The sequence below is a fragment of the Baaleninema simplex PCC 7105 genome, assembly GCF_000332355.1.
GTDB classification, from domain to species: domain Bacteria; phylum Cyanobacteriota; class Cyanobacteriia; order Cyanobacteriales; family Geitlerinemataceae; genus Baaleninema; species Baaleninema simplex.
Genome location: NZ_KB235958.1, coordinates 203,611 through 228,867, shown reverse-complemented (window position 1 = coordinate 228,867; position 25,257 = coordinate 203,611). Strand labels below are relative to the sequence as shown.

Sequence of the window (25,257 nt, the reverse complement as noted above, 5' to 3'; positions counted from 1 at the left end):
ACCGAATGCTCCCACTATCTCTGTTTGCTGCGCTGACACCCGTGTCGATCGCGATGGCACGACCTCACACACAGCTATATGAGAATCGCTTATCCTCAGAGATGGCGCAAGTCTCGTCTTCTGAGTCTTCGCCGTCTGAATCCTCACCGCCTCCTGAAGAGGAGGTCGAAGACGTGCCGTTCGTTGAAGTCTTTTTTCCGACAGAAATGCGGCCGCTTCCGGGGCGTCTCGATACCGTTCCCGTCTTCAACAGCAACAGTCCCGAAGTCGTTCTCGAAGAAGGGGTCTTGTTATCGACGTTTCCCCCGGAAGACCGCTCCCATCCCGACGCTCATCTCGATTACGCCTTCGAGGGGCGGTTCGACATTTTTACCCACCACATCGCTCGGGCCCGCACGCGATCGCAAACTCGAACCCTGTTTCAAGGGATTTTGCTACACAATCCCAGCGATCGCACCGTGCGCGTCGAAGTCCTCCACGGGGCTAGCTATCTCACCCGTCCCGATGCGTTGTTCGTCGAACTTCCCGATTACGTCGACGATCGCCTGGGAACGGTGTACTCCGGCCCCGGTAGCCGCGCCACCAACGATGTATTGCGAGGGAAACGCCAGGGAAACTGGCCCGCCGTCCTCGAACTCAAACCCGGCGACTCCCGGATGTTAATGAACCTGCCGATTCCCGTCGGTCGCGTGGTTCCCTCCAGTAACGGGCGATCGACCTTGCTGCGTTTGTTGAGCGACGGACCCGTGTACGTCGCCTGTTTGGCCATGTTCGCCCCCCGCAACGGCAGTAACGAACGTATCCCCACCCTAGAGGAATGGCAAACTCTGCTCGATACCACAGGCTTGTCAGGGCCGCGAGATCTCGAACCCACTCCGATCGATCGCATCTACGACGTAGACCGAATGATTTACTCTCGTGTCGCGGGGGTGGCCGTGGGATCGCGATGGGAAGCTCAACTGGTGGATTCCGGCAAACTCGAAAGCGATGACTCTCCGCAATTGACCGTCCCCGAACCGGGGCGATCGTTTTCTTACGGTTTGAGTACCCTGCATCGCGGACGTTTGGGAACCGAACAAATCCAAAGCGCCCGACTGGTACGCCGCTATCCCGACACCGCATACTACGCCCACGGGAACTACGGTATCGAATACAACCTCACGTTACCCCTGTTCAACCCCAGCAACAACCCACGTCAAGTGTCGCTGCTGTTTCAAACCCCCATCAAACAAGATCTCGTCAACGGCGGGTTAACCTTTCTCGATCCTCCCGAAAACCGCGTCTTTTTCCGAGGAATCGTGCGCGTGCAGTACAACGACGACGAGGGAACGCCCCAAACCCGTTACGTTCATCTCGTCCAACGTCGCGGTCAAGCCGGAGATCCCCTCGTGACCCTCAACATCCAACCGCGCAACAAACGACTCGTCGAAGTCGATTTTATCTATCCCCCGGATTCGACACCCCCACAGGTGTTGACAGTTCAAACGGAGACGAGGTGATGGGGACTCACCAGTCACCAGTCACCAGTCACCAGTCACCAGTCACCAGTCACCAGTGAAGATAGGGAACAGCGGATCTGGGAACAGTTAATAGTTTCTCCCTCTCTCCCCCTCTCCCTGTCTTCACCTCGATTCGCTGGTTTGACTTCGAGAATACGCTGTGAAACTGCCGAATTTTTCTAAGGATATGACAACCCCGACTTATTGGAAACCCGTCGATCTCTCTCCCGCCTCGTTTGTCGCCCCCAACGCGACGGTAGTAGGAAAGGTGCGCATTGCCGAAGGGGTCAGTATTTGGTACAACGCCGTCGTTCGCGCTGACGTAGTGGAGATCGATCTCGGGGCGTATTGCAACGTGCAAGACGGGGCGGTGTTACACGGCGATCCTGGCGAGCCGTTGGTTATCGAGGAGTACGTGACGATCGGTCATGGGGCGGTGATTCATAGCGCCCATATCGAACGGGGATCTCTGATCGGCATTCAGGCAACGGTTCTCAACGGCGTGCGGGTGGGGGCTGGCAGTATCATCGGTGCGGGGGCGGTGGTGACGAAGGACGTTCCACCGCGATCGCTCGTTTTGGGCGTTCCGGGAAAAGTGGTGCGTCCGGTTTCGGAAGAACGAGTCGAAGATTCGATCGAACACGCCCGCAAGTACGAACGTCTGGCGCGGGTTCACGCCGGAACGGGATCGGATTTGGGCTTCTACCAAGATTCGTCGCAGTGCTCCAACCATAGCCAATAGGCTTGGTTGGTGGTGAAGCGGCGGTGAGTTTCGGTGCATCCCCCGAACAATGCGATAGCGAGAGAAGGGGATAGCGCCGAAACGAACAAACTGGTAAAATTGCCTTACCGGAAACGGTCTTTAAGATCCTAAGGGTATGGTTCGCAACACCCGAAAAACCCGTGGTGGAGGTAAACCACAAAATCGCCAGTTGGTGTGACCAAGAGAATTTGATTCTCGCTTATGTCTGCGGTGGGGCGCATCGTGGACGTTAAACAAACAGCCTGTGAAGGCGTTCTGACCGGGGGTATTCGGGCTGGCTCGTTTATCTAGGCATGAGCCAGTGAAACAGGAATCTCCGACCATACCCGCTAGGGTTGGGGGGAGAGCGTCAAGCCAATTCGGAATCGGGGCGTGGAGAGATATAATGAGTTTTTGATGAGAACCTTTAAGATTTTTTTAAAATAGGAGACCGTCTTATGGACTTCGATTGGCGTTTGTTAGTCGTACTGGGCCCGATCGCGATCGCTCTGGGTTGGGCAGTGTTCAACATCGGTGCTGCCGCCGTGGGACAAATCCAAACTTACCTGAACCGCGAAAGCTAGAGTCGTCTGTTCGCGGCGCGATCGAACCGACTGTGTTCCACCGATGTACTAGGTGTGAAGACAGTCGGTTTTATATTGGAGAATGGGGGGTGCATCTCACTTTCGCAAATACACAAGTTCGGCAATTTGTCAATATCTTCCTCAAGGACTGCTAGAAGGGGATTTACTCTTTTAAGTATTTATACTTATCGCAGAATTGAGATGCACCCAGAATGGGAAGTGGCAAAATGAACCCTTGTATGTTGGCCGTGTACGTTGAAATTTTTTAATCGTCGAAATTGCGAAATTCGGGGTACGTTCTACTACTGGCATATATTCTTGGGGTCTTGTTGGCGGAAGTACGGGGAATGCCCTACGTTTGGCTGGCCAGTGGTTGTCTGTTGGCGGCGGCGATCCCTTGGATTTGGCGAACGGGACCTCGGGCAGAAGTTTGGATTTCGGTGGGGTTGGTGGGATTTGCCGCGACACTGTATTTTCAGTTTCGGATGCCTCACCCGACTGCTACGGATGTCAGTCGGTACGCCGGAAACGAGGTGACGGTTAGCGGTACGGTCGTCGAAGTTCCGACGCTCAATCGAAAGCAAGACGCTCGCTTCGTGTTCGAGACGCGGGCGATTTTTTTGGATGACGCCTCGAAATCGGTCTCGGGAAAGCTCTACGTGACGGTTCCGATTTTGCAGGGAACGGGGCTGAAGCCGGGACACGAGGTTTCGGTAACGGGGTATTTATACGAACCCAAACCGCCTCAAAATCCGGGCAGTTTCGACTTCCGTACCTATTTGGCTAGAAACGGCATTTTTGCGGGTTTGAAGGGAGAATCGATCGCCTGGGACACCGCTAAAGAGCCATTTGGATGGGGATGGTGGCAGTTGCGCGATCGCATCGTCCGCACGCAAGTCGAACGGTTGGGGGTTCCCGAGGGAACGCTGCTGAGTGCGATGGTGCTGGGGCGGCGAGCGGTGGATTTACCTTACGAGGTACGCGATCGCTTTGCGAGGGTGGGGTTAGCCCACGCGTTGGCGGCGTCGGGATTTCACGTGTCGCTGATTTTGGGGGCGGTATTGGGATTGGGGCGCAATTTGGGCGATCGCGCGAAGGTTGTCCTCGGGAGCTTCACGTTATCGATTTATGTGGGTTTAGTGGGGTTTCAGGCGTCAGTGTTGCGGGCGGCGTTGATGGGATTTGCGGGGTTGTTGGGACTGGCGACGCGACGCCGCGTCAATCCGGTAGGAGCGTTGTGGGTGGCGGCGACGTTGCTGTTGGTGGTGAACCCGCTGTGGATTCGGGATTTGGGTTTTCAGTTGAGTTTTTTGGCGACGTTGGGGTTGGTGGTGACGGTTCCGCCGCTGGTGAAGTGGTTGGATTGGCTTCCTCCGGCGATCGCACCGTTATTGGCGGTTCCCGTGGCTGCCATGATTTGGACGCTTCCGATTCAACTTTTCGCGTTCGGACAAATGCCCGTCTATAGCGTCGTGGCGAACGTGGTGACGACGCCGCTGTTGTCGGTGGTGACGTTGGGGGGATTTGCGAGTGCGTTGGCGGCGTTGGTGTTTCCGCCTGCGGGAAGTGTCATCGCTTGGGGATTGACGTATCCGATTCGGGGAATTTTAGCGATCGTCGATTTCTTCGCGATGCTTCCAAAAACGGCGATCGCCATCGATAAAATTGCGATTTGGCAAGTGGCGATTCTCTATGGAATCCTCGGTATCGTTGGGTTGATTTGGCAATGGGAAAACCCTAAGTTTCCTAAATTCCTAGGGTTTGTCGGCTCGTTCCTGGCGGCGGTGGCGATCGCGATCGTTCCGGCGGTGGGGGAAAAGACGAATTTGCTGCGGGTTACGGTGTTGGCGACGCGAGAACAGCCTGCGATCGTGGTGCAGCAGGGATGGAAAACGACGCTGGTTCACGGGGGAGACGTGGAAAACACGCGATATGCGGTGTTACCGTTTTTGCAAAGTGAAGGCGTGAACCGCCTCGAGACGGTGGTGGCGATCGCAGATGGGGAAGGCTGGGAGTTGCTGTCACAGATGTTACCGACCCGTCAAGTGTACGGGGTGGAAGACTCGCTGTCAGTCGAGGCGGACGTGGAGGAATTTGAGGAAATTCGGGTCGAAGACATGGCGGTGCAGTCTCTCTCGTCTCAGCCAGAAGTGTTGCAGTTGTCAGTGGGCGGCGAAACCTGGGCGATTTTGGGAGATGCGACGCGAGAAGAACAGGCGAGGATGTTGGCGTCGGGGGAATTGTCGGCGGTGTCGGCGATGGGGTTTTGGGGGCGATCGCTCGATCTGCGAATGTTGGATATGTTGAATCCGGCGATCGCAGTTTTGGCGTCGGAGATCGACGACGCGGCGCAAGCGAAAATCGAGAATATGGGAATTTCGGTGTTTCGGCTCGATCTCGACGGTGCAGTTCGGTGGACGCCAGAGGGAGGATTCGAGACGGTATTGGAAAGCGCGATCGAGGTGTTGTAATCTCGTTTTCGTCTGACCCGCATCTGACTGTGATTTCTCCGCATCGCGTTTCACTCTGTCCTGACGAAGTGAGATAATCCCGTTGGCAACTGCGATCGCGTTTGTGGATTGCGAGCCGTTCGTTCCGTCAGTTTCTTTATGCTTACTATCGCCCTGCCGAAAGGTTCCCTACTCAAAGACAGTATCGATCGCCTGAAATCGATCGGTTTCGATTTCAGTGCGTTCCTCGATTCCTCGAACCGCCAACTGCAAATCCTCGACGCCAGCGGTTCGGCCAAAGGCTTACTCGTTCGCGCGCAAGACGTTCCGGTTTACGTCGAATACGGACAGGCTCAACTGGGTATCGTCGGCTACGACGTGCTACGGGAAAAACAGCCGAAAGTCGCCCACTTAGCCGATTTAGGGTTTGGAGGATGTCGCTTGTCCGTAGCGGTTAAAGCGTCGAGTTCCTACCGACAACCCATCGAACTTCCAGCTCACGGCCGCGTGGCCTCGAAATTCGTCCGCTGTGCGCGGGAGTATTTCCGCGAGTTGGACTTGCCTGTAGAAATCGTACCGCTTTACGGCTCCGTCGAACTCGGTCCGATTACGGGAATGTCCGAGGCGATCGTGGATTTGGTGTCCACCGGACGCACGTTGAAAGAAAACGGCTTGATTGAAATTGCCGTATTGTTTGAAAGTACGGCTCGACTGGTGGCGCATCCTCTCAGTTACCGCCTCGACGCTGACGGACTGCACGATGTCGTCGAGGGACTGCGAGGGACGGTGAAAACCCCAGTATTGCAGCAGTAGCCACTGGCATCCATCCCCAAAAAAAAAGGGAGCTGAAAAAGCTCCCTTGTATCCGTTCGTTGTCTCGGTTGACCAACTTAGCACCCGAAACTCTCAAACCTTAGTTTTGACGCGATCGTCACAGTTCGTTCGGACTGACTTACGCTGTGGCTTTGCGTTTTGCCAAACCGAACAGGCTTCCCACTGCCAACAATCCGAGCATCGTAGAGGGTTCGGGAACGTCTGCCGCAGGCGGGACGTTGGCGTTATCGTTGAAGCGGAGGTTGTACAACCCCGTGTGAGACGTGCCGTCGTCAGCACTCGTTAAGCCGGATTCAAAGGCTTCACCCATGGCGTAGAGGAACTGGGTTTGTCCTTGATACTTGACTTTAACGACTTCGCTCATTTTGATACCGCTGCTGTGAGCGAGGTGTCCGGCTAAGCCCACGAAGAGATCGCCGTTGCCGTCGGTATTGACGTAGCTGACGTTGGGATCGCTAAAGCGTCCGTATCCGCCGAACATATCGAAGAGCATCGAAGCCGTGTTGAAATCGGCAATACCGTAACTGCTCGTCACCCAGTTTTGAAAACCGGTCGAGGCGTCGTTCCAGGCTTCGGAGAACCATTTATCGAGGAACCGCACACCGTCATCCCCCTTCTCGTACCAGTCCTCACGGGTCATGCTGCTGATGAAGATGTTTTCACCGTCGATGGTACCTTGGAGAACGGTTGCGTTATCGAGATCGGCAGCGTCTGAACTCGAGGTCGTCCCCGACAGTTCGATGTTGCCGCCGGGGTTGCTGAAGTTACCTTGCAGCACGTCCGAAAGGCTGGCGGAGTTGTTGAGAACGGTGGAACTTCCTTGTGCTTCGTACAGTAGGTTCGTGCCAGAAACGCTTGCCCCTGTGATGCTTCCGGCGAAGGCGGGAGCGGCGACAAAGGCGATCGAGCCTATCGCCGACGCACTGATTAAAACTTTATTGACCGATACAGACATGGTTACGAATCCCCAAACAGGTTTGTGCAGAACGCGAGAACTTTAGATAGCTTTATGGTGGTAGGAGGTTGAGGGAGCGACTCGTTCGAGATTCAGTCAGAGCGTTTGACTGTTGGTTCGCTCTCGTGTCTCCCAAGTCTTTGGATGCACTGCCCGACTTCAACCTAGTTCTAATTATATGAAAGGATTGCCTCGAAAACGTAAAGTTCCGATAGAGTTTCAAGTATTTTCTATAAAGATTGCAATAAGAAAAGGTGCGATCGCGATCGCACCTTCCGTAAATTTTGGGTCGATACAGTTTAGATTTTTAACAACTCCGTAAATCCCGATACGCGATCGATTACAATTTCTGAAAGCTCGAATTTTTCTCCCGTATAAATACGGAAATGCGATCGACTGCCTGCTGTAAAACATCGGGATCGTGGACTAACGCAAAGCGAACGTATCCTTCGCCGCCTTCACCGAATCCCGCCCCAGGAGACACCGCAACTCCAGTCGCTTCAACGAGTTCGGCACAAAATCCGATGGAGTTCTTTTGCCAGGGTTCGGGAAGTTTAGCCCAAACGTACATCGTCGCTGGGGGTTTGGGAACGTTCCAACCGATGCGATGTAATGCCTCGACAAAAGCATCGCGACGTTGGCGAAAGGTTTCGACCGTGGCTTTTACCGCTGTCGCATCGCCGTTGAGCGCTACCACCGCGCCGTTGAAAATGCCTCGATACTGGTTGAAATCGATCGCGGCTTTGAGTTGTCGCAACGCCAAAATTAACTCGGGATTGCCGATCGCGTAACCGACTCGAAAACCACCCATATTGTAGGATTTGGACAGCGTAAAAAACTCGATCGCCACCTGTTTTTCAGGGTCGGCTTGCAGCACCGACGGCGGACTGTTTTCCTCGAAAACTAAATCTGCATACGGGAAATCGTGAACCAAGACTAACTCGTGTTGCTGACAAAACTGTACCGCTTGTTTGAAAAAGTCTAACGACGCCACTGCCGTCGTCGGGTTGTGCGGATAGCTCAAAACCATCATTCGCGCGCGAGATAACACCTCATCAGGAATCGCCGCAAAATCGGGCAGAAACTGATTTTCCTCCCGCAACGCCATCGGATAAATTCGCCCGCTGGCCAAATAGACGCCACCGGAATGAGACGGGTAGCCAGGGTCTTGCAGCAAGGCATAGTCCCCCGGATCGAGAACCGCCAGCGGTAGATGTGCCGTTCCCTCCTGGGAGCCGATCAGCGGTAGGACTTCCGTTTCCGGATCGACCGGAATGCCGTATTTGCGTTCGTACCAGGCGGCGGCGGCTTGGCGAAAGTCTCGGGTTCCGTGAAACAGTAGGTATTGATGGGTACTGGGATCGCGCAGCGATCGCGCGATTTCGTCGAGAACGAAGTCCGCTGCGGGCAAATCTGACGATCCCAAGGACAAATCGATGAGATCTCGCTTGTGCGATCGCGCTTTGGTTTTGGCGCGGTCCATATCCGCAAAAACGTTGGTACGGAGGGGATCGAGGCGTTGGGCGAAGTGAACCATGAGAGGATAGAGAGGCCGGAGACCGAAGAGACGACGGGGTTAGTGGACAACCGAGTCGATCAGTTCGCCGAGTTTGGGTTTGGTAATCGCCCCTTCTCGGGACTCGACGAGCTGTCCGTCTTTAAAAAAGCGTAGAGCGGGAACCCCTTCGACTTTATACGCTTTGACGGTGTCGGGGTTGGCATCGACTTCCAATTTCACGACTTTCAGGCGATCGGCGTACTCGGAAGCGGCCCAGTCGATCGACGGCGACACCAACCGACACGGACCGCACCAATTCGCCCAAAAGTAGGCTAAAACAGGAGTTTCAGACTGAACGACTTCAGCTTCAAATTGGGAATCGGTAATGGTAACAGGACTGCTCATGTTCAAAAGAATCGACTGACGTTAACGATCGCGAGTTTACATAAACCTTTAAAAAGATAGTGTAAACCGATACTGTCTCGGCGTTAAAGCGTTTCGATGGCTTCAAACCTGAAGTTCTCCGAACTGTAGCGGGAAACGAGACCCCAAATTCGACAGCAAAGGGAAACCTCACGCGCGCGATCGCTCCCGACGCGATAAGTTTCCCTCGTTCCGTTATGGTTGACGGGTCAGACGATCTTAAAGGTTATCTAACTCTTTCCGCAGTTTTTCGAGTTCGTCATCGACTTCTGCCGAAGACGCTGCCGGAGTTTCTCCTTCGGGCAGTTGTTTGGGTTCGGAACCGCCGGTCAGCTGAGCTTTCATCGCCGCGAGTTCGTCGTCCACATCGCTACCCGATTCGAGCTGAGCGAACTGAGTTTCGAGATCGTTACCGACGAGTTCCCCGGCGGCTTGCGATCGCGCTTCGGCTTCGAGGACTTTCTCTTCCATGCGATCGAAAGCACCCATCGCACTGCTAGTGCTAATCGAACCCATCGTGGTTTGCAGTTGCTCTTGAGCCTTCGCAGCCTGAATCCGAGCCTTGAGCATATTTTTCTTCGTCTTGGCTTCGGAAATCTTGCTTTCGAGCTGGACTAAGCTGCGTTTGAGGGTTTCGACTTGTTGCGATTGCGTATCGAGCTGGGTTTTCAGCGTGGTTGCGGTTTCAGCGTGAGATTTTTTGCGGACGAGCGCCTCGCGAGCGAGGGTTTCATCACCTTTTTGGAGTGCCAGTTGCGCGCGGCTTTGCCATTGATTGGATTGGCTTTGCGCCTGGTTGTACTGCTGTTGCGTTCGCTTTTGCTGGGCGATCGATTTGGCGACGGCTTGGCGCAGCTGCACCAAATCTTCCTGCATATCGATAACCGACTGCTCCAGAACTTTTTCTGGATCTTCCGCCTTGTTCACCAGATCGTTGAGGTTCGCTCTCACAACGCGGCTAATGCGGTCGAATAGTCCCATAACTCTCTATTTCCTTCTGGCGGTTGACAAATGAAGACACTCGCTCCTCTATCCAGTTTAACCAGTCAGCGCCCTCTTGGGAGAGGGGAAGAGGGGAAGAGGGGGAGAGGGGAAGAGGGGGAGAGGGGAAGAGGGGGAGACAAAGAAAACCCCATTCCCTGTTCCCTGTTCCCTGTTCCCTGTTCCCTCTCAACTCTCAATTGTCTGCCCAGACTTCAGCGGAAATGCCTTCTCGTTCTAAGGTTTCGGCGAAGTCTTCGGCACTGGCGCGATCGTCTAAAGCCGCGACTTGGACTTTCGTTCCGCTGGGAAATTCTCGTAAATACGCATCGGGAACGACTTCTCGGACGCGATCGAGGGTCGCTACGTTACCGTTGTAATCGACCAGAACGAAGTAAAAGCCGTAATAATCGTCGTTTTGAGAAATCGCGGGTTCGGGGCGAGGTTCGGCGTCCGCTTCGGTTTCGGCGATCGTCTCTTCGGCCGCATCGGAGGTGTTCTCGGCCTCGTCAGTCGCAGGAGGATTGGATTTCGGAGCGAGTAAGGCGGAGATGTTGTCGAGAGTGTTTTCTTGCGGTGTCGTTCCCTGAGCTTGAGAGCCTTGTTGTGGCGTTTGGGGCGCGGGACGAGTCGCGGCGGGAGGCGGAGTTGGTACGTCTACTTCGGGTTCGAGGCCGCTGAGGGTATTTAAGTCGAGTTCGACGAATTCTTCAGAGGCTAAATCGGGAGAGGCCGGTAAACGGGGCGGGTCGTCGGCGGTATCGCTTTCTGAGGTATCGGTCGGCGTCGTTTCGGCTTCTCCGGTCGTGTCGCGACCGAAAAGCCTGTCGAATCCCAAGCGGTCTAAGCTGTCCGGGTTCGCCAAAACGTAGCCCAGGGTGGCACTGGCGGCCAAAAACAGCAAAATCGAACCGACTCCTAGCGGCGTCATCAGGCTTTTGGCCGATCGCTCTTTGGAGGTTTCGTCCACGGGTTCGATCTGGCTCTCGAGCAGTTGTTCGGAAGATTCGAGATAGTCTTGAGGGGGAAGGTTGGTGGCTGGGGTGTCGTCGGCGAGATTTTGAGGTGGGGTCGAGGTGCCGTCAGGGGTGGGAAGTTCGACCTGTTCGGGAAGGGGAGTTGGGTTCGATGGGGGAGTATCTGAGGCGGTTTCGGAGGTCGAGACGCTCGGTGAAGGGGTGGGCGCGAGGCGACCTTCGACGATTTTGACGGACGGGGGCGACACGGGCGTTCGAGAGGGAACGGATTTGAAGCGTTTGGCGGCGAGGCGATACCGTTCGAGTTCGTTGTCGAGCCGAACGTCCAAACTTCCCAAGGCCATCTGCAAAGCTGGATTTAACGAGGGCTTTGTAGCAACGGGGGCAAATTCGGTAGAGGACAGTTGACGCATGAATTTCGACTCCAGCCTTTCTCTCGATCGCGACGTGTAGAACAAACGGATATAGCTTTCCAGATTGCTTTGAGATTAGTTTAATCCGAACCTCCGTTGTCGTCTAGAGTGCTGGGTCGGCGTCGGGCGGCAGAATGGGTTAAGAAATTGGGAAATGAAGGTGTCAGTTTGTGCGATCGCCCTCTAGCGTTAGGAAAAGTTAGGAATTGCCGAGAGTTCTTGAAAATTTATGAGTTTTGAATCGCTCGAACGTATTTTAAGCTCGCTTCCCGGTCTGTCTCCGTCGCCGGAACAACAGCAACTCGAGGAGATCGATCGCCTGTGGTCGGAGGTGGTGGGAGAGGCGATCGCCCGTTACAGTCGTCCGGTTCGGGTGTCCCGGCAAGTGTTACAGGTGGCTGTGGCGACGCCGGTTTGGGCGCAACAGTTGCAGTTCAAGCGTGTTCGGTTGCTCGCAGCCCTCAACGCTCGTTTGTCGGCCTCTTTCAAGGATATCCGGTTTTCACCGGCTCTGTGGCATCGCCGCGACGCTGTCTCCGAGCCGACACCTCAATTCGATTTGTCTCAGCATCCGAGCCAGTGGCAGCGTTCTCGATCGCCCTCACTGTCCCTCTCTTCGAGATTGCCTCGGGCAACCACGCCTCGCGAAGCCTTTGACGGGTGGGCGAAACGCCTCGGCGATCGCACGAAGGGACTCCCGCTCTGTCCGCAATGTGGCTGTCCGACACCGCCGGGTGAGTTACAACGGTGGTCGATTTGTGCCTTGTGTGCCTCTCGTTCGTTTGGCGAACCTGAGAATTCTTAGTGGTTTCGGGCGATCGAGCTTGATATCGCAATCCTGTAAAGCAATGTAAATATTTAACGGAGATTGCCTCTCTAATTCTGTAGTTTCTTTAAACCTTAAAATACCCTAAACTCGATCCCCGTTATTTTTTCCCTGTTTTGCGCTAATGTATCGCTCGATACCAGCCTATGTTACGAAAATTTTATTAAAAGCAAAAAAACTTAATCCAAAAGTGCAAAACAGCTAAATTTTATATTTTCTTTGGGATCGAAAAATAAGTCTCGATCTACAATTAAGAGTAATAAAAGAGTTCAAAATTTTAAAGAACTTCTATGAAACCTCAAAGCTGCCCGATTTCAACCTGTCGGTCTTGCCGATACTACACCCCCGAAGGGCGTCGAGGAGGACAGTGCCAACAGCTTGGCGCTCCAGTTTGTGGAGGATGGAAAGCCTGTTCGCTAGGATTTCCACCGTTCGCGCCATCTTGGGAGTATCTAGAAAAATCGATGACGATCGTGTCCCACGAAGCGGTTCTGCACGATATCATCCACGAAGAAAAGCGTCCTATCCGGGTAAAACCCCTAAAAAGTGCCGTTTGAATTGGACGCGACATTTTAGGCGCGGCATTCTAGTACGGCTTGTCTCGGAGTTCTATCGTTTTCGATTCTCGAATCGTCAACTCGAACGGCGATCGCCGTCAGCGCACCCCGTAAACTATTCCATCAAAAAATTCTCCCCCAGTCTCGAATAGCTGGGGGAGGCAAGTGTTCTCAGTACGAGGCGTTGGTGTGACGCTCGATCGCGAAATGCCAGCTTAAGGAAGCCAAGGATACTGACGGAAATCAGGAGAGCGTTTTTCCAAAAACGCTTGTTTCCCTTCAGCGCCTTCTTCCGTCATGTAGTAGAGTAACGTCGCGTTTCCAGCCAGTTCTTGCAATCCCGCTTGTCCGTCGCAGTCGGCGTTAAAGGCCGCCTTGAGACAGCGAATGGCAATGGGGCTTTTTTGCAAAATTTCTCGAGCCCATTTCACCCCTTCGGTTTCTAGCTCTTCGACGGGAACCACACAGTTAACCAATCCCATGTCTAACGCCTGCTGCGCGTCGTATTGGCGACAGAGAAACCAAATTTCGCGCGCTTTTTTCTGACCGACGATGCGGGCTAAATAACTCGCTCCAAACCCGCCGTCGAAGCTCCCCACTTTCGGGCCGGTTTGTCCGAAGATGGCGTTATCGGCGGCAATGGTGAGGTCGCAGACGACGTGGAGGACGTGGCCGCCGCCGATGGCGTATCCCGCCACCAACGCAATGACCACTTTTGGCATCGAGCGAATCAGCCGTTGTAAGTCCAAGACGTTCAAGCGGGGGATGCCTTCGTCGTCCACATACCCCGCTTTGCCGCGCACGCTTTGGTCGCCGCCGGAACAAAAAGCGTATTTCCCGTCGGTGTGGGGGCCGGCACCGGTCAGCAAGACGACGCCGATTTCAGTATCTTCCCGCGCGTCTGCGAACGCATCGTACAATTCGACGACGGTTTTCGGCCGAAAGGCGTTGCGTTTGTGGGGACGGTCGATCGTAATTTTGGCGATGCCGTCGCTTTTGTGATAGAGGATGTCTTCGTAAGTTTTCGCGGTTTGCCAGTTCGCTTCCATGTAAGAGTTACGAGTTGCGATGTACGGTGATTTGGCTCGATCGAGCCGTTCTCCCCATCATCTCATTGCGGCGGCTTCGGGGTTTCGTCAAGGTTGCGGGGGCGTTTGCCGCTGTACGACGCGATCGGCAGCTAACAAGACGCTCATGGCGTCGATGAGGCGATCGCTCTCTCGGACTGCCCGTTCCGTTTCGTCACCGAAGGTACTGGTGGCTTGGTGAAACGCTTCGATGAGTTCCTGGCGGTCTTTGGTTCGGACGAGTTTCGCCAAACGGGTAAAGGTTTCGGCCAGACGAGCGATCGCGTCTCGGCGTTCGGCGTTGGCTAACATGATATCGGCGTAGAGGGAGGCGTCTTGACCGAAAAGGCGACTCACCATATCGATACTCATGCGGTAAATAGGACTCGAAAGGTCTAAACTGCGGCCGATGTCGATATTTTCGTCGGCCAGAAAAACGCCCAAACCGAAGGTGGAGAAATGGCGGATCGCCTGAATGGTCACCATCATGCGATCGTGTTCTTCCGGCGTGCAGTAGACCAAATCGCCGCCGTCTCGGTCCATTAACTCTACTAACCACTGCCAGGCCTCCGGTTCTCGACCGGGACAGATGGCGACTTTTTGGGAAAGGAAGGATTCGACGCCAGGTCCGAACATGGGATGCAATCCCACCACTGGGCCGCTGTGGGCGTCTAACATCGTTTCGACGATGGGGGCTTTAATGCTGGTGATGTCGGCTAAAACAGTGGTGGGGGAGAGATATTTGGCGGTGTCGCGTACGATATCGAGGGTGCGATCGATCGGCACCGAGATTAACGCTAAATCCACATCGCCGAGTAAGGTTTCGGCGTCGTCCCAATCCGTGCGTCCCAGCAGACGGACTTCGTGTCCGGCGGTCTCGAAGCGTTCTTGGAAAAACCGCCCCATCATCCCCTTTCCGCCGACGATGGCGATGCGACGGGACGGTTCGCCCTCCGTGGTGAGGGGAGAACGGGCTAACGCCGCCGTGCAACTGGTGGCGACATTGCGCCAAACAAAAGCCGGAACCCCAGCCTTTTGGAGTTCCGACGGTTCGATTGTCGAGTCTTCGCTGAGTTCGTTAGGGTTCGATCGCCCTAATAATGCGATACGTTTTCCCAGCAGTTCCACAAGCTGGCGATCGAGATCTTGAAGGGAGTTTTCGCTCATCTAAATGTTTCAAGTGTTTTCGACTTCCCGTCCGGCGAGGCTGTTGAGAATACTCGTTACGATCGACAACACGATCGACCCCACCAGTGCTGGAAGGAATCCGTTCACCGTAAAGCCAGCGGTGAAGTAGCCCACGAGCCAAATCCCGATGGCGTTAATGACAAACAGGAACAGTCCCAGCGAGACAATTGTAATCGGCAAGGTCAGCAGGATTAAAATCGGACGCACGACGGCGTTGACTAATCCGAGAATCACGGCGGCGATGAGGGCGGCGGTCAAGCCTCCGGGGAGTGCTAAGCCGGGGACGATATAGGCCGTGACGACGAGTGCTAGGGCTGTTAGCAGCCAAGTAATGAGAAATTGCGGCATCGTTTTTCGTTTCACGCAACAAGTCTTATTGTAACGCTGCCGATTTTTGCCTCTGGTGGGGTTTTCCGCCGTTGGGTCAGCCGGGGAGATCGTAACGGGAAACTCGACCCCGAAATCCTCTACGGGGTTTTTACAAAATATGTTGAATGCGGCTGTAGGCGTCTTCTTGTAAGCCTCGGGCGATGCGGAAGAGTTCGCGACCGACGTGGAGGTGGCGATCGTCGTAGTTGAGGGTAAAGTATTCTAACTCTTCGAGACCGTCGTGGACTTGATTGAGACAGTGGTAGATATCGGCGGCGACTCCGGCGAGGGAGGAGGGGTTGGGGGTCGATCGAAACGTATTTTGAGCGCGATCGAGAAACACGCGACATTGACTGAGATACATCGCGAAATTCTCCATCAACTCGTCGTCGAAGGGGTCGGCGGAGAGTTCGTCGATTTGCGGGTCGAGGGCGTCGAGGATGCGATCGAGTTCGAGATCGATGGGACGGTAAATGCGCTGAAGCCAAAACGCCACCAGTTCGTCAGCACTGCGGGAGGTTTGACGGGCGGTGCGAGGGTTGGCGGTGGAGGTCGAAGCCGTTTGCGATCGCTCGTAACGGGTCGATCGCGCGGTGGTGGCGTCTCGGCGTCGGTCGTAGGACTGACGAGAGGAGCGATCGCCGAGAACTTCGTAAGCAGCGTTAATGCGAACGATCGCCTCTTTGGCCGCGCGATCGGGGTTGCGATCGGGATGGAACAACTTCACCAAACGACGGTAAGCCTGTTTGATTTCGGCCTGCGTGGCAGACCGATGGACTTTTAAGACCTCGTAATGGTTTGGCTCGTTCCTCACGGGGGATTACGTCAACACGGCTTCCATGGTCAGTTGCGGGTCTTGGAACAGCGGCGTACTCAAGTAGCGTTCGCCGAAGCTCGGTTGCACGACCACGATCAGTTTACCGTCATTTTCTGGACGTTGCCCGACGCGCACGGCCGCGCAAAGTGCCGCCCCCGTCGAAATTCCCGACAGTAAGCCTTCTTCGGAGGCCAGACGGCGGCCGTAGGCGATCGCTTCTTCGTCGGAAACGGCTACGACTTCGTCGATGAGACTCGAATCGAGAACTTCGGGAACGAAGCCAGCCCCGATACCTTGGATTTTATGGGGTCCGGGTTTACCGCCAGATAACACCGGACTGTTGGAGGGTTCGACGGCGATCGCTTGGAAAGAGGGTTTGCGTTTTTTCAACGCCTGGGCGATTCCGGTAATGGTTCCGCCGGTTCCGACCCCCGCTATGAGAATATCGACTTGACCGTCGGTATCGTTCCAAATTTCTTCGGCGGTGGTTTTACGGTGGATTTCTGGGTTCGCCAGATTTTGGAACTGCTGCAACATATAGGCGTTTTCCGTGTTGTCAACGATTTCTGACGCCCGTGCGATCGCCCCGCGCATTCCTTCGACACCGGGAGTCAGTTCGAGTTGGGCCCCGAACGCTCGCAACATGGCACGACGTTCCACGCTCATGGTGTCGGGCATGGTTAAAATCAGCTTGTATCCCCTGGCGGCGGCGACCATTGCTAGGGCAATTCCGGTATTGCCCGACGTCGGCTCGACGAGAATCGTCTGGCCGGGAGTAATGCGTCCTTCTCGTTCGGCGACGTTAATCATGTTGACGCCGATACGGTCTTTTACCGAGGCGGCCGGGTTCATCCCTTCGAGTTTCATAACCAGACGAGCGACACAGCCTTCGGCTTGAGGGATCCGGTTGAGTTGGACCAGAGGAGTGTGTCCGACGAGTTCGGTGATATTGTTGGCGATTTTCATAAGTCGTTAGGATTGCAAAAAATTCGAGGACGAGATCGAGACGCCTCGAAACTCGCGCAGGAGTTCGATGGGTTCTCGAGAACTGCGAGGGTACGTCCGCTGGTTCGGAGCGAGGGCCTCAGATGTAATACATGATATTGACTTGATGTCGCGCATCTCGCTGTTCTTTGAGATCCTGAAGTGTGTATTTTTGTAACACTGCTTGGGCGCGATCGCGAACTTCTTGCCAGATATCTCGCACGATTTCGCTTTCGACCGTGTGCGGGCGATCGCTGGCTGGGGCTTTTTGTCCGTTCGTGCCTTCGATACATTCGAGGGCTTCGAGAAGCGTGATTTTCCACGGTTCCCGTGCCAGGAGATATCCTCCCTTCGCTCCCCGTTGAGACCGAACTAAACCGCCCCGTCGTAACGTTGCGAGTAGCTGTTCGAGGTAGCGATCGGGGATGTTTTGTTGGCTGGCGATCTGCCGAATTTGTAACGGCTCCCCTTTGGCGTGATGGGCGGCAAGTTCGATTAGGGCCAGTAGAGCGTATTCACTTTTACAAGAAAGTTCCACGATCGAAGCCGAACCTCAAAGACTGCGGGTCGAGACGGTAGGACGCCTCAAAATTTTTTCTATTATACCCCGGTTCTCCAGTGGGGTTTGGTGGTTTTTGAGGGATGAGGTGATGAGGTGAGGAGATGGTGAGGTGAGGAGATGGTGAGGGGCGTAGGGTGCGTGACTTGAAAAATAGGGTGTCGAACGCGAGACCGATCGATCGTCACGCACCACCAACGTACACCGCCAACATACAAGGGTGTGTGACGCGGCCAGAAAATGTTGCCGACGTTAGGAAAATCTTGTATTGCTGCGTCACGCACTCGACCCGGAAATGAAGAGACGATTTTTTACCACATCAAAATAAATTTGTCAATATATTTTCTCAATTTGTGGAGAGCCAAGCTGAAATCCACCAGAGACCGTCTACGAGATAAAACGCGCCCAACGCCAATAACACCACGCTGGCAAATTTAACGATCGCCCCTGAATAGGGCAACAACAGCCGCGTTTGCTTGGCGAGTCCGGCGAACAAGCTGGCGAAAAAGACGATCGCCGAAAAGCCCAGGGCAAAACAGGCCATCGCCAACGCTCCCAAAACTGGAGACCCCGTTTCCGCCCCCGCCGCCAGGACTGCAAACATGACCGGACTGCTACAGGGAGAACTGACGAGCGCGAAAGTCAATCCGACGCCAAACGATCCCGAAATTGGCAGTTTCAGCGAAGTTTGAGGGAGGGGCAACCGCAGAACGTCCATTAAGCTCAACGCCATCACCACGACGATCGCGCCGACAGCTACGCGGACGAACCCTGCATATTGAATCAAAATGGCAGCGCCGAACGCCGAAAACAGTCCGAACGCGCTCAACATTACGACGACGCCGAGGACGAACCCCGTGGCTTTTTTGAAGGCTTCCCAACTCGAGGTAATGTCTCGGGTTCCGATGTAGCTGAGGTTGACTGGGAGCAAACCGAGAACGCAGGGGGAAATGCTGACGACTAAGCCGCCGAGAAACGACAGAGGAAGCAAGATAACGGCGCGATCGAGGGATTGTCCGTCATACCAGTCGTGATAGCGCACGCCAATGTCGAGGGCGAGGGTTTGGAGGGGTTGGAACAGGTTGGTTTGTCGAATCGCGGTAGCAGAGAGGGCGATCGCCAAAGCCAAACCGAAAAGTATCGGGTATCGCCACCGTTTCAACATCGTTCGTTGGGGTTCGTTCGAGTGGAAAAGAGATCGGTTCGATTCTCGAAAGTATCGAAAATTATGCAAACTTGCGAGATCCCTCGCGGCCGGACTCATCGATCGGGCGAACGAGGGATCGTCTGTTTCGCGAGAAGAATTTGGTGTGAAGCTGCCGGGCAGCCCGCACGCGAACTCTCCGTTTCTATGGTATTGGGTTCTTTGGCAGGATGGAGTCGAATCCGTTCACAGGACGCGACGAGCGATCGCCCGAGTTAGAGCGATTGCCACACTTGACGAATGGGACTGAGGACTTCTTGCTGGAGCTGACTGTTCGTGATGCTGGCGGCGGCCAAACCCGAGCGCAGGGCGGTTTCGATTTGTCGAGTCCCGCACCAGTCCCCGCAACAGACGAGGGGCAGGGGTGTCGTGGCGGCCAAGCAGTCGCGACGCCAAGGTTGAGATGTAAACGCGTAACGCCAGCGATGAACTTGCAGGAATTCGGGTTCGGACAGCCAAGGTAGAAGATAGTTCGAGGCGCGATCGAGTAATTCGCGTCCTGGGGCTTCGAGATTGGTGGTATTGAGGTGCGATCGGGCGAAATCGGCGCTACTGTGAACGACGAAGACCGGTTGTTGGGTGTTTGGACGTTTGCTGCTATCGAGTCCCACCCAAGACAGATCGGTTTCGGGGGGAAAGTTGACGGACACCCAATCTGGCAGAGGGCGATCGTTGGGGTATTTGGCGATCGCGGTGATACAAGGGTTGTATTCGACCTCCGCCAAATTGTTACGGAACTCTTCAGGAAGTCCTGGCGTGTCCGCGAGGATTTCTAGGGCTTGGGGGGCGGGAACGGCGAGAATAACTGCCTTCGCCGTGAGTTCGAGGGGGGCGTCCGAGCCATCTGCCACTGCTTCTAGGGACAAATGCCAAGTGTTATCGGCTTGGGGGGTGAGCTGACAGGCGCGGCGACTGAACCAGACGCGCGTTCCCCGGCCGAGAAATTTACCGATTTCGTTCATGCCGTTGGGGGGAACGTAGTGAGGCCGGGGGGGATCTGGTATTAAGTTGCCGTCCCAACGATGGCTCGCTTCTGTCCACAGTTGCACGATTTGGCGATCGCGCAAAATTTCCAGCAGCAGGGAAACCAAACGTCCGTTTGCCTCTAAATATCGCGCCCCGAAATCAGCTCGATGGTTTGGAATGCGCCGGGTGGCTACTCGTCCGCCGAGTCCCCGAGATTTCTCGACAACGACGACGTTGTAACCCGCTTGTTGGAGTTGTGCCGCACTGGTAAGACCGGCCAAACCTGCACCGATCGCGGCAATATCAAAAGTCATTGTACTTTTTTGGAGTTTTCTGGATCGCAATTCAATCCTAAAGGAAAGTTTGAGGTCTAGAAAACCGAAATTCTCACACAAAAAAATCCGTATTTTTTCATACATAACTTCCGTGATTCTACTCTAATTTTAGAAGTGAATTTAGAAGTTTTCATGATTTTTACTTATTCGTAGATCGTTGCGAACGAATTTTGTGTTGTATATTCGCACACAAAATAATTTTTGTTATAGAAACCCTCCACAAAACTCAAAGCTGTTCGTGCAGAAAGTATTTTAAAATCTTGTTTTTTAATAATATTATTGACATAAATTAAATTGTTTTTGATTTATTTTACTTTTTCAACAAAAAAGCGATCGCATCTAGCAATATTAGCAATATTGTGACATAATCAGGAAATATCATAAATAGCAATAGTTCTTTTTACTTTGTTTTGTTGGGTGCATCTCAAAAATGTAAATTTATACGAGAGAATAAGGATTTAAGCCTCCAATTCTCATATTTTTGCAAAACTGAGATGCACCCGTTTTGTTTGACGGCAAGCAATATTTTCATGGATTTATTTCCAAGATCGGCTCATAAATAAAAGCACTCACAAAAAACTCTATTTCAAAAATATCGTCAGCATTACATCTTATTTCAACTTCTAACAAATTAATTACTATTTATAAAAAATATCTCGCTTTTTGTTTTAGTATGTCATGAAATTTCAAAATTTCATCTTATCGACAGAGGCATCGTCGGTCGATCGCCGAGCAGTCATTGATATTCAAGCAAGAGTTAAGCCATACAACGAGTCGAACCCTGTCAGCAGATCGGCGAGAAAATCATCCAAACTCGAGTCGATTGTATCCCGTAGGATGAAGCGACTCCGAACTAATTTTCTCGTAGATCGTTAGAATCGAGATTAATCAACTGCAAAATCAGAATTCGATCGGGCAAAACCGAAGTAGCAGTTGCCAACGAACTCATCAAACTTAGCGTTAAACTTAGCATTCCCAAATCTGACATCGTTTTCGTCTTCGATCGCGCCGAACATCGTAAATATACTGACTTCGCCGTTAGCTAGAAGTGTTCCCGCCCATCGCGGTACACTGTTTCGAGCGTGTCGGGACGTTCAGTCTTGTGCCGCATTCGTCGTACACCTCCCATCGTTCACTCGAATCAAGGCAATGCCTACGTTTCTCTTAGAAGTCGGAACCGAAGAACTCCCCGCCAGCTTTGTGGAAGGGGCGATCGCGCAATGGAAAGAACGCATTCCCCCCAGTCTCGCCGAAGCCTTTATCGAACCGGAGGCGGTGGAAGTGTACGGAACACCTCGCCGTCTTGCGGTGGTTCTGCGGAATCTCCCCGACAAACAGAGCGATCGCACCGAAGATATCAAAGGCCCCCCAGTCAAAGCCGCCTACAAAGACGGACAACCCACAAAAGCCGCCGAAGGCTTCGCCCGCAAACAACAAGTCTCCCTCGAGGATCTCGAAATTCGCGACACGGAAAAAGGCGAGTTCGTCTTCGTTCGCAAACAGATTCCCGGTCGTCTAACTGCTGACATCTTAAAAGAACTGGTTCCTCAGTGGATCTTCAAACTCGAAGGAAAACGCTTCATGCGCTGGGGCGATGGCGACGTGCGCTTTCCGCGTCCGATTCGCTGGCTGGTTGCCCTTCTCGACGATACCGTGTTACCCCTCGAAGTCGTCAGCGGTTCTGAAACGACAACGAGCGATCGCATTTCCTCGGGACATCGCGTGTTGCACCCGGAACCCGTTGCGATCGCCACCGCTTCCGACTACACCGACATCCTGCGTCAAGCGTACATCGAAGTCGATCCCGAACGTCGCCAAAGTGCGATCGTCGAAGGAATCCACGCCGAAGCCCAAAACCTGGGTGGCGTCGCCGACATCCCCGCCGATTTGTTAGGGGAAGTGGTTCATCTAGTGGAATATCCCACCGCCGTCACCGGGAAATTCGACGAAGACTTTCTCATTTTGCCCCCGGAAGTAATTACAACGGTGATGGTGTCTCACCAACGGTATTTTCCGGTTCTCAATGCCGAGAATCCCAAGGAACTGTTGCCCTATTTTATCACCATTTCCAACGGCGATCCGGCGAAATCCAGTATTATCGCTGCCGGGAACGAACGGGTAATTCGGGCGAGATTGGCAGACGGCGAGTTTTTCTATAAAGCCGATTGCGAGAAACCCCTCGAAACAATGGTTCCGAAGTTGGAAGCGGTGACGTTTCAAGAGGATTTGGGAACCGTTAAAGATAAGGTCGATCGCTTGACAAAAATTGGCGATCGCATCGCCGAAGAATTGCAAGTCTCCGATGCGGCGAAAACGAAAATCCGTCGCGCCGCCTACCTCTGCAAAGCCGATCTCGTCAGTCAGATGGTGTACGAGTTCCCCGAATTACAGGGAGTGATGGGGGAAAAATACGCCCTCGTCAGCGGCGAAGATGCAGAAGTGGCCAAAGCCATTTTCGAGCATTACCTTCCCCGTGGAGCTGACGATATGTTACCGGGAACGCTTACCGGACAAGTTATCGGTTTAGCCGATCGCATCGATACCCTGGTGAGTATTTTCGGTTTGGGAATGTTGCCCAGCGGTTCGTCCGATCCCTTTGCCTTGCGTCGGGCGGCGAATGCGGTTGTTAATATCATCTGGGCGGCAAATTTAGAATTGAATCTCGATCGCCTGTTGCAAAGTGCAGTTTCGGACTTCCAGCAAGCGCACCCCGACACTTCGCCGGAATTGCTGTCGCAACTGCAAGAGTTCTTCTTACAACGGATTCAAACGCTGTTGCAAGACGACAAAGGCATCGATTACGATTTGGTTAATGCGGTATTGGGCGAGAGCGATCGTGAATACACCGAACGGGCGTTAACAGATTTACTCGACGTGCGCGATCGAGCCGAATTTCTGCAAGCAATTCGCAACGACAACAGCCTCGATACCATTTACGAAACCGTCAACCGTTCCGCACGTCTCGCCACGAAAGGAGATCTCGACACCCAGCAACTCAACCCCGAACCCGTCATCAACCCCGACTTGTTCGAGTCGCCCTCAGAACAAGCGTTTTACGATGCGTTGGTGCAGTTGTTACCCCGAACCGAAGCCGCCCAGCAAGAGCGGAATTACCGCCAACTCGTGGAAGCGTTAGGGGAAATCGCCCCCACTGTCAGCGAGTTTTTCGACGGGGAAACCAGCGTGTTGGTGATGGCGGAGGATGAAGCAGTGAAACGCAATCGCTTGAATCTGTTGGGGCTGCTGCGAAATCACGCTCGCGTTCTGGCTGACTTTGGTGCGATCGTCAAGGGCGCATAAGTTCTTATTTTGACCGAACCCCGGCATCTCCAAGATTCCGGGGGTTTGTTCTTCGATTTTTAAATGAATCAGAACTTACGCATTAACACTATATGTAGCGTGGACAATGCCAACCAACATCTACATTTAGTGTGGTTAACATTGAAGTTCGTAAGTCCTATGAGTATTAAACTTGTAGTATAATATGTATTGTATATTATCTAATACAATAATCAGCTATTTTTAAGTCACCATGAGTGCAAAACAAACTAAAAAGTCATGGAGTCAGCACGTTGCCGGTTTAGGTGTTGATATGCTTGTCGATAATGGTTTGATTAAAAAAGAAGATTTTGAGCTGGCAGTCGAAATCGTTGCCGAAGAAATATGGGTTCGTCTGACTATGGAAGATTATCCACCTATGACAGAAGACAGAACAACCTCTGATGAATGAGAATTGAGGCTTTAGCGAGTGATTTTTTGGAAGAGAAACCCAGTTTCTTGGCTTAGTCGATCGTTGATAATGTGGGGAGAAGGAGGGGAGAAGAAGGGGGGTTTTACCCTCAATTTGGTTTGGGAGGTTACACGAAATCCGAATCTAAAACACTGGTTTTACCCAGTCAGACAAGCCCCTCTCTGTGTCCTCTGTGCCTCTGTGGTGAAGACTTCGGTGGTGCTGAACTCTAATGATACGGGTCGGTCATAATCCTTCCGTAGCAAGCATTGAAGAACCCAAGTAGCATTACTTCTCATCACTGCCAAATCGCTTTCTCGAACGCAGCGGGAAGCCTTGGCGGATGCGCTGTTGGATTTTACGGGAATGGCAGATTTTCAAGTGTGGTGGCGAGAAATCAGCCAACGTGAAGCGTGAAGCGTCAATATCTGGGGCAGATACTGAGTATTTGCCTCGATTTAAAAGTTCCTTAATTCCTGGGAGGTTTTCAGATGGGAACGTTTTATAGCTTGGGGATTGTGACAACATTTACGGCAAAACCGTCGGGTTCTTTAACAGCTCAAACGTTAGAACGGGCGGTTTCAGAACGACTCGATCTCGAATTGTTCGAGGTCGAACATCAAAATGGCAATTTGCAGGGAACGTTAAAGCTCGGTTTGCTTCAGGAAAACCTTGGTGATTTTTGTCAAAAATTAAAGGCGATCGCCAACAGAAATAAAAAAATAGATTATTATTTCACCGAGTTTGGAACGAATCTAGAAAACTATCCTCTGGAATACTGTAGTAGAGGATATCTGTGAAGAAAAGATAAAGAGAGGGAAGGAAGAGGGAAGAGAGGAAGGATAAAAGAGAAGAAGCCAGTTAGACAGAGCCATGACTCGACAAGGATATCCCAGCGACGTGAGTGACGCCGAATGGAAAATCGTGGAACCCCTTCTGCCTCGAGCTAAGTCAGAATCAGGTCGAGGCAGAAAAAGAACCGTGGATATGAGGGCAGTCTACAACGGCATCCGATACGTGTGTCGAACGGGCTGTGCCTGGGAATACCTTGCCCCATCGACTTACCCCCCCGCAAAAACCGTCTATGGATATTGGCGTAAATGGGAGAAGAAAGGGGTGTGGCAGTATATCCACGACCACTTGAGAGAGGCGCTGCGAAAAAAAAACAGACGAGGGGCAAAAGCCAGCGCTGGCATCATTGACAGTCAATCGGTCAAAACGACAGACGTGGGGGGTACAGACCGAGGGTACGACGGCGGAAAGAAAGTCAACGGCCGCAAGCGACACATCCTGGTAGAT

26 protein-coding genes are annotated in these 25,257 nt (G+C 53.2%); 13 read left to right on the top strand and 13 right to left on the bottom strand.

The features are described from left to right. The first annotated feature begins 101 nt into the window (after positions 1-101). The 5 genes from GEI7105_RS0102830 to hisG all read left to right on the top strand — a co-directional run bounded on the left by GEI7105_RS0102830 (position 102) and on the right by hisG (position 6,088). Positions 102-1,499, top strand: a complete 1,398-nt coding sequence (locus tag GEI7105_RS0102830) for a DUF3370 domain-containing protein (RefSeq protein ID WP_017658971.1) — start codon at positions 102-104, stop codon at positions 1,497-1,499. Between the two features lie 187 nt (positions 1,500-1,686). Continuing rightward, a complete protein-coding gene (locus tag GEI7105_RS0102825; RefSeq protein WP_017658970.1) occupies positions 1,687-2,241 on the top strand; it encodes a gamma carbonic anhydrase family protein in 555 nt (184 codons plus the stop codon). 458 nt (positions 2,242-2,699) lie between these two features. Then, positions 2,700-2,825, top strand: a complete 126-nt coding sequence (locus tag GEI7105_RS0102820) for a photosystem II protein Y (RefSeq protein WP_017658969.1) — start codon at positions 2,700-2,702, stop codon at positions 2,823-2,825. Positions 2,826-3,103: 278 nt separating this feature from the next. Continuing rightward, entirely contained in the window at positions 3,104-5,296 is a 2,193-nt protein-coding gene (locus tag GEI7105_RS0102815; RefSeq protein WP_026097376.1) for a ComEC/Rec2 family competence protein, read from the top strand. Positions 5,297-5,434: 138 nt separating this feature from the next. Further along, a complete protein-coding gene (gene hisG, locus GEI7105_RS0102810) occupies positions 5,435-6,088 on the top strand; it encodes an ATP phosphoribosyltransferase (protein ID WP_026097375.1) in 654 nt (217 codons plus the stop codon). A 139-nt stretch (positions 6,089-6,227) separates the two neighbouring features. Here the strand turns inward: hisG and GEI7105_RS28800 are convergent, their stop codons facing one another. The 5 genes from GEI7105_RS28800 to GEI7105_RS28795 form a co-directional block, all read right to left on the bottom strand. Continuing rightward, positions 6,228-7,064, bottom strand: coding sequence for an NF038130 family PEP-CTERM protein (locus GEI7105_RS28800; RefSeq protein ID WP_017658966.1), 837 nt, complete (start codon positions 7,062-7,064; stop codon positions 6,228-6,230). 340 nt (positions 7,065-7,404) lie between these two features. Then, the gene (locus tag GEI7105_RS0102800) at positions 7,405-8,601 is read right to left on the bottom strand and encodes an LL-diaminopimelate aminotransferase (RefSeq protein ID WP_017658965.1); all 1,197 of its coding nucleotides are present in this window, start codon (positions 8,599-8,601) and stop codon (positions 7,405-7,407) included. A gap of 39 nt (positions 8,602-8,640) precedes the next feature. Further along, the gene (trxA, locus tag GEI7105_RS0102795) at positions 8,641-8,967 is read right to left on the bottom strand and encodes a thioredoxin (protein WP_017658964.1); all 327 of its coding nucleotides are present in this window, start codon (positions 8,965-8,967) and stop codon (positions 8,641-8,643) included. Positions 8,968-9,204: 237 nt separating this feature from the next. Further along, the gene (locus tag GEI7105_RS0102790) at positions 9,205-9,966 is read right to left on the bottom strand and encodes a PspA/IM30 family protein (protein WP_017658963.1); all 762 of its coding nucleotides are present in this window, start codon (positions 9,964-9,966) and stop codon (positions 9,205-9,207) included. Between the two features lie 196 nt (positions 9,967-10,162). Next, positions 10,163-11,356, bottom strand: a complete 1,194-nt coding sequence (locus tag GEI7105_RS28795) for a hypothetical protein (RefSeq protein WP_017658962.1) — start codon at positions 11,354-11,356, stop codon at positions 10,163-10,165. A gap of 229 nt (positions 11,357-11,585) precedes the next feature. Here GEI7105_RS28795 and GEI7105_RS0102780 point away from each other — a divergent pair, with 229 nt between their 5' ends. Continuing rightward, positions 11,586-12,161 (top strand): DciA family protein, encoded by a 576-nt coding sequence (locus tag GEI7105_RS0102780; RefSeq protein WP_017658961.1) that lies wholly within the window; start codon positions 11,586-11,588, stop codon positions 12,159-12,161. Between the two features lie 311 nt (positions 12,162-12,472). Further along, complete coding sequence (locus GEI7105_RS34310) at positions 12,473-12,739, top strand: hypothetical protein (protein WP_071591956.1); 267 nt, start codon at positions 12,473-12,475, stop codon at positions 12,737-12,739. A 215-nt stretch (positions 12,740-12,954) separates the two neighbouring features. Here the strand turns inward: GEI7105_RS34310 and menB are convergent, their stop codons facing one another. The 8 genes from menB to GEI7105_RS0102730 form a co-directional block, all read right to left on the bottom strand. Continuing rightward, on the bottom strand, positions 12,955-13,788 hold the full coding sequence (gene menB, locus GEI7105_RS0102765; RefSeq protein ID WP_017658958.1) for a 1,4-dihydroxy-2-naphthoyl-CoA synthase: 834 nt from the start codon (positions 13,786-13,788) through the stop codon (positions 12,955-12,957). Between the two features lie 87 nt (positions 13,789-13,875). Then, a complete protein-coding gene (gene tyrA / locus GEI7105_RS0102760; protein WP_017658957.1) occupies positions 13,876-14,973 on the bottom strand; it encodes a bifunctional chorismate mutase/prephenate dehydrogenase in 1,098 nt (365 codons plus the stop codon). 9 nt (positions 14,974-14,982) lie between these two features. Further along, positions 14,983-15,342, bottom strand: coding sequence for a phage holin family protein (locus GEI7105_RS0102755; RefSeq protein WP_035492605.1), 360 nt, complete (start codon positions 15,340-15,342; stop codon positions 14,983-14,985). 130 nt (positions 15,343-15,472) lie between these two features. Then, positions 15,473-16,177: a J domain-containing protein gene (locus GEI7105_RS0102750; RefSeq protein ID WP_017658955.1), complete on the bottom strand. Its 705-nt coding sequence runs from the start codon at positions 16,175-16,177 to the stop codon at positions 15,473-15,475. A gap of 6 nt (positions 16,178-16,183) precedes the next feature. Then, on the bottom strand, positions 16,184-17,146 hold the full coding sequence (gene cysK / locus GEI7105_RS0102745; RefSeq protein ID WP_017658954.1) for a cysteine synthase A: 963 nt from the start codon (positions 17,144-17,146) through the stop codon (positions 16,184-16,186). Between the two features lie 118 nt (positions 17,147-17,264). Beyond that, the gene (locus GEI7105_RS0102740; RefSeq protein ID WP_074170883.1) at positions 17,265-17,705 is read right to left on the bottom strand and encodes an RrF2 family transcriptional regulator; all 441 of its coding nucleotides are present in this window, start codon (positions 17,703-17,705) and stop codon (positions 17,265-17,267) included. Between the two features lie 364 nt (positions 17,706-18,069). Further along, the gene (locus GEI7105_RS28790; protein ID WP_051044171.1) at positions 18,070-18,888 is read right to left on the bottom strand and encodes a cytochrome c biogenesis protein CcdA; all 819 of its coding nucleotides are present in this window, start codon (positions 18,886-18,888) and stop codon (positions 18,070-18,072) included. A gap of 254 nt (positions 18,889-19,142) precedes the next feature. Beyond that, positions 19,143-20,207, bottom strand: coding sequence for an NAD(P)/FAD-dependent oxidoreductase (locus tag GEI7105_RS0102730; protein WP_017658951.1), 1,065 nt, complete (start codon positions 20,205-20,207; stop codon positions 19,143-19,145). Positions 20,208-21,115: 908 nt separating this feature from the next. On the opposite strand from GEI7105_RS0102730, the gene GEI7105_RS40905 reads away from it, so the two are divergent. The 6 genes from GEI7105_RS40905 to GEI7105_RS38155 all read left to right on the top strand — a co-directional run. Then, positions 21,116-21,274 (top strand): element excision factor XisI family protein, encoded by a 159-nt coding sequence (locus GEI7105_RS40905; protein WP_083862431.1) that lies wholly within the window; start codon positions 21,116-21,118, stop codon positions 21,272-21,274. A gap of 103 nt (positions 21,275-21,377) precedes the next feature. Next, positions 21,378-23,528, top strand: coding sequence for a glycine--tRNA ligase subunit beta (gene glyS, locus GEI7105_RS0102720; protein ID WP_017658949.1), 2,151 nt, complete (start codon positions 21,378-21,380; stop codon positions 23,526-23,528). A 232-nt stretch (positions 23,529-23,760) separates the two neighbouring features. Then, positions 23,761-23,958, top strand: coding sequence for a hypothetical protein (locus GEI7105_RS0102715; RefSeq protein ID WP_017658948.1), 198 nt, complete (start codon positions 23,761-23,763; stop codon positions 23,956-23,958). Between the two features lie 297 nt (positions 23,959-24,255). Next, a complete protein-coding gene (locus GEI7105_RS40305) occupies positions 24,256-24,375 on the top strand; it encodes a DUF4351 domain-containing protein (protein ID WP_281167011.1) in 120 nt (39 codons plus the stop codon). Between the two features lie 74 nt (positions 24,376-24,449). Then, on the top strand, positions 24,450-24,758 hold the full coding sequence (locus tag GEI7105_RS28785; RefSeq protein WP_017658947.1) for a hypothetical protein: 309 nt from the start codon (positions 24,450-24,452) through the stop codon (positions 24,756-24,758). A gap of 73 nt (positions 24,759-24,831) precedes the next feature. After that, on the top strand, positions 24,832-25,257 hold a 426-nt coding region (locus tag GEI7105_RS38155; RefSeq protein WP_035492419.1), incomplete at its 3' end, for an IS5 family transposase.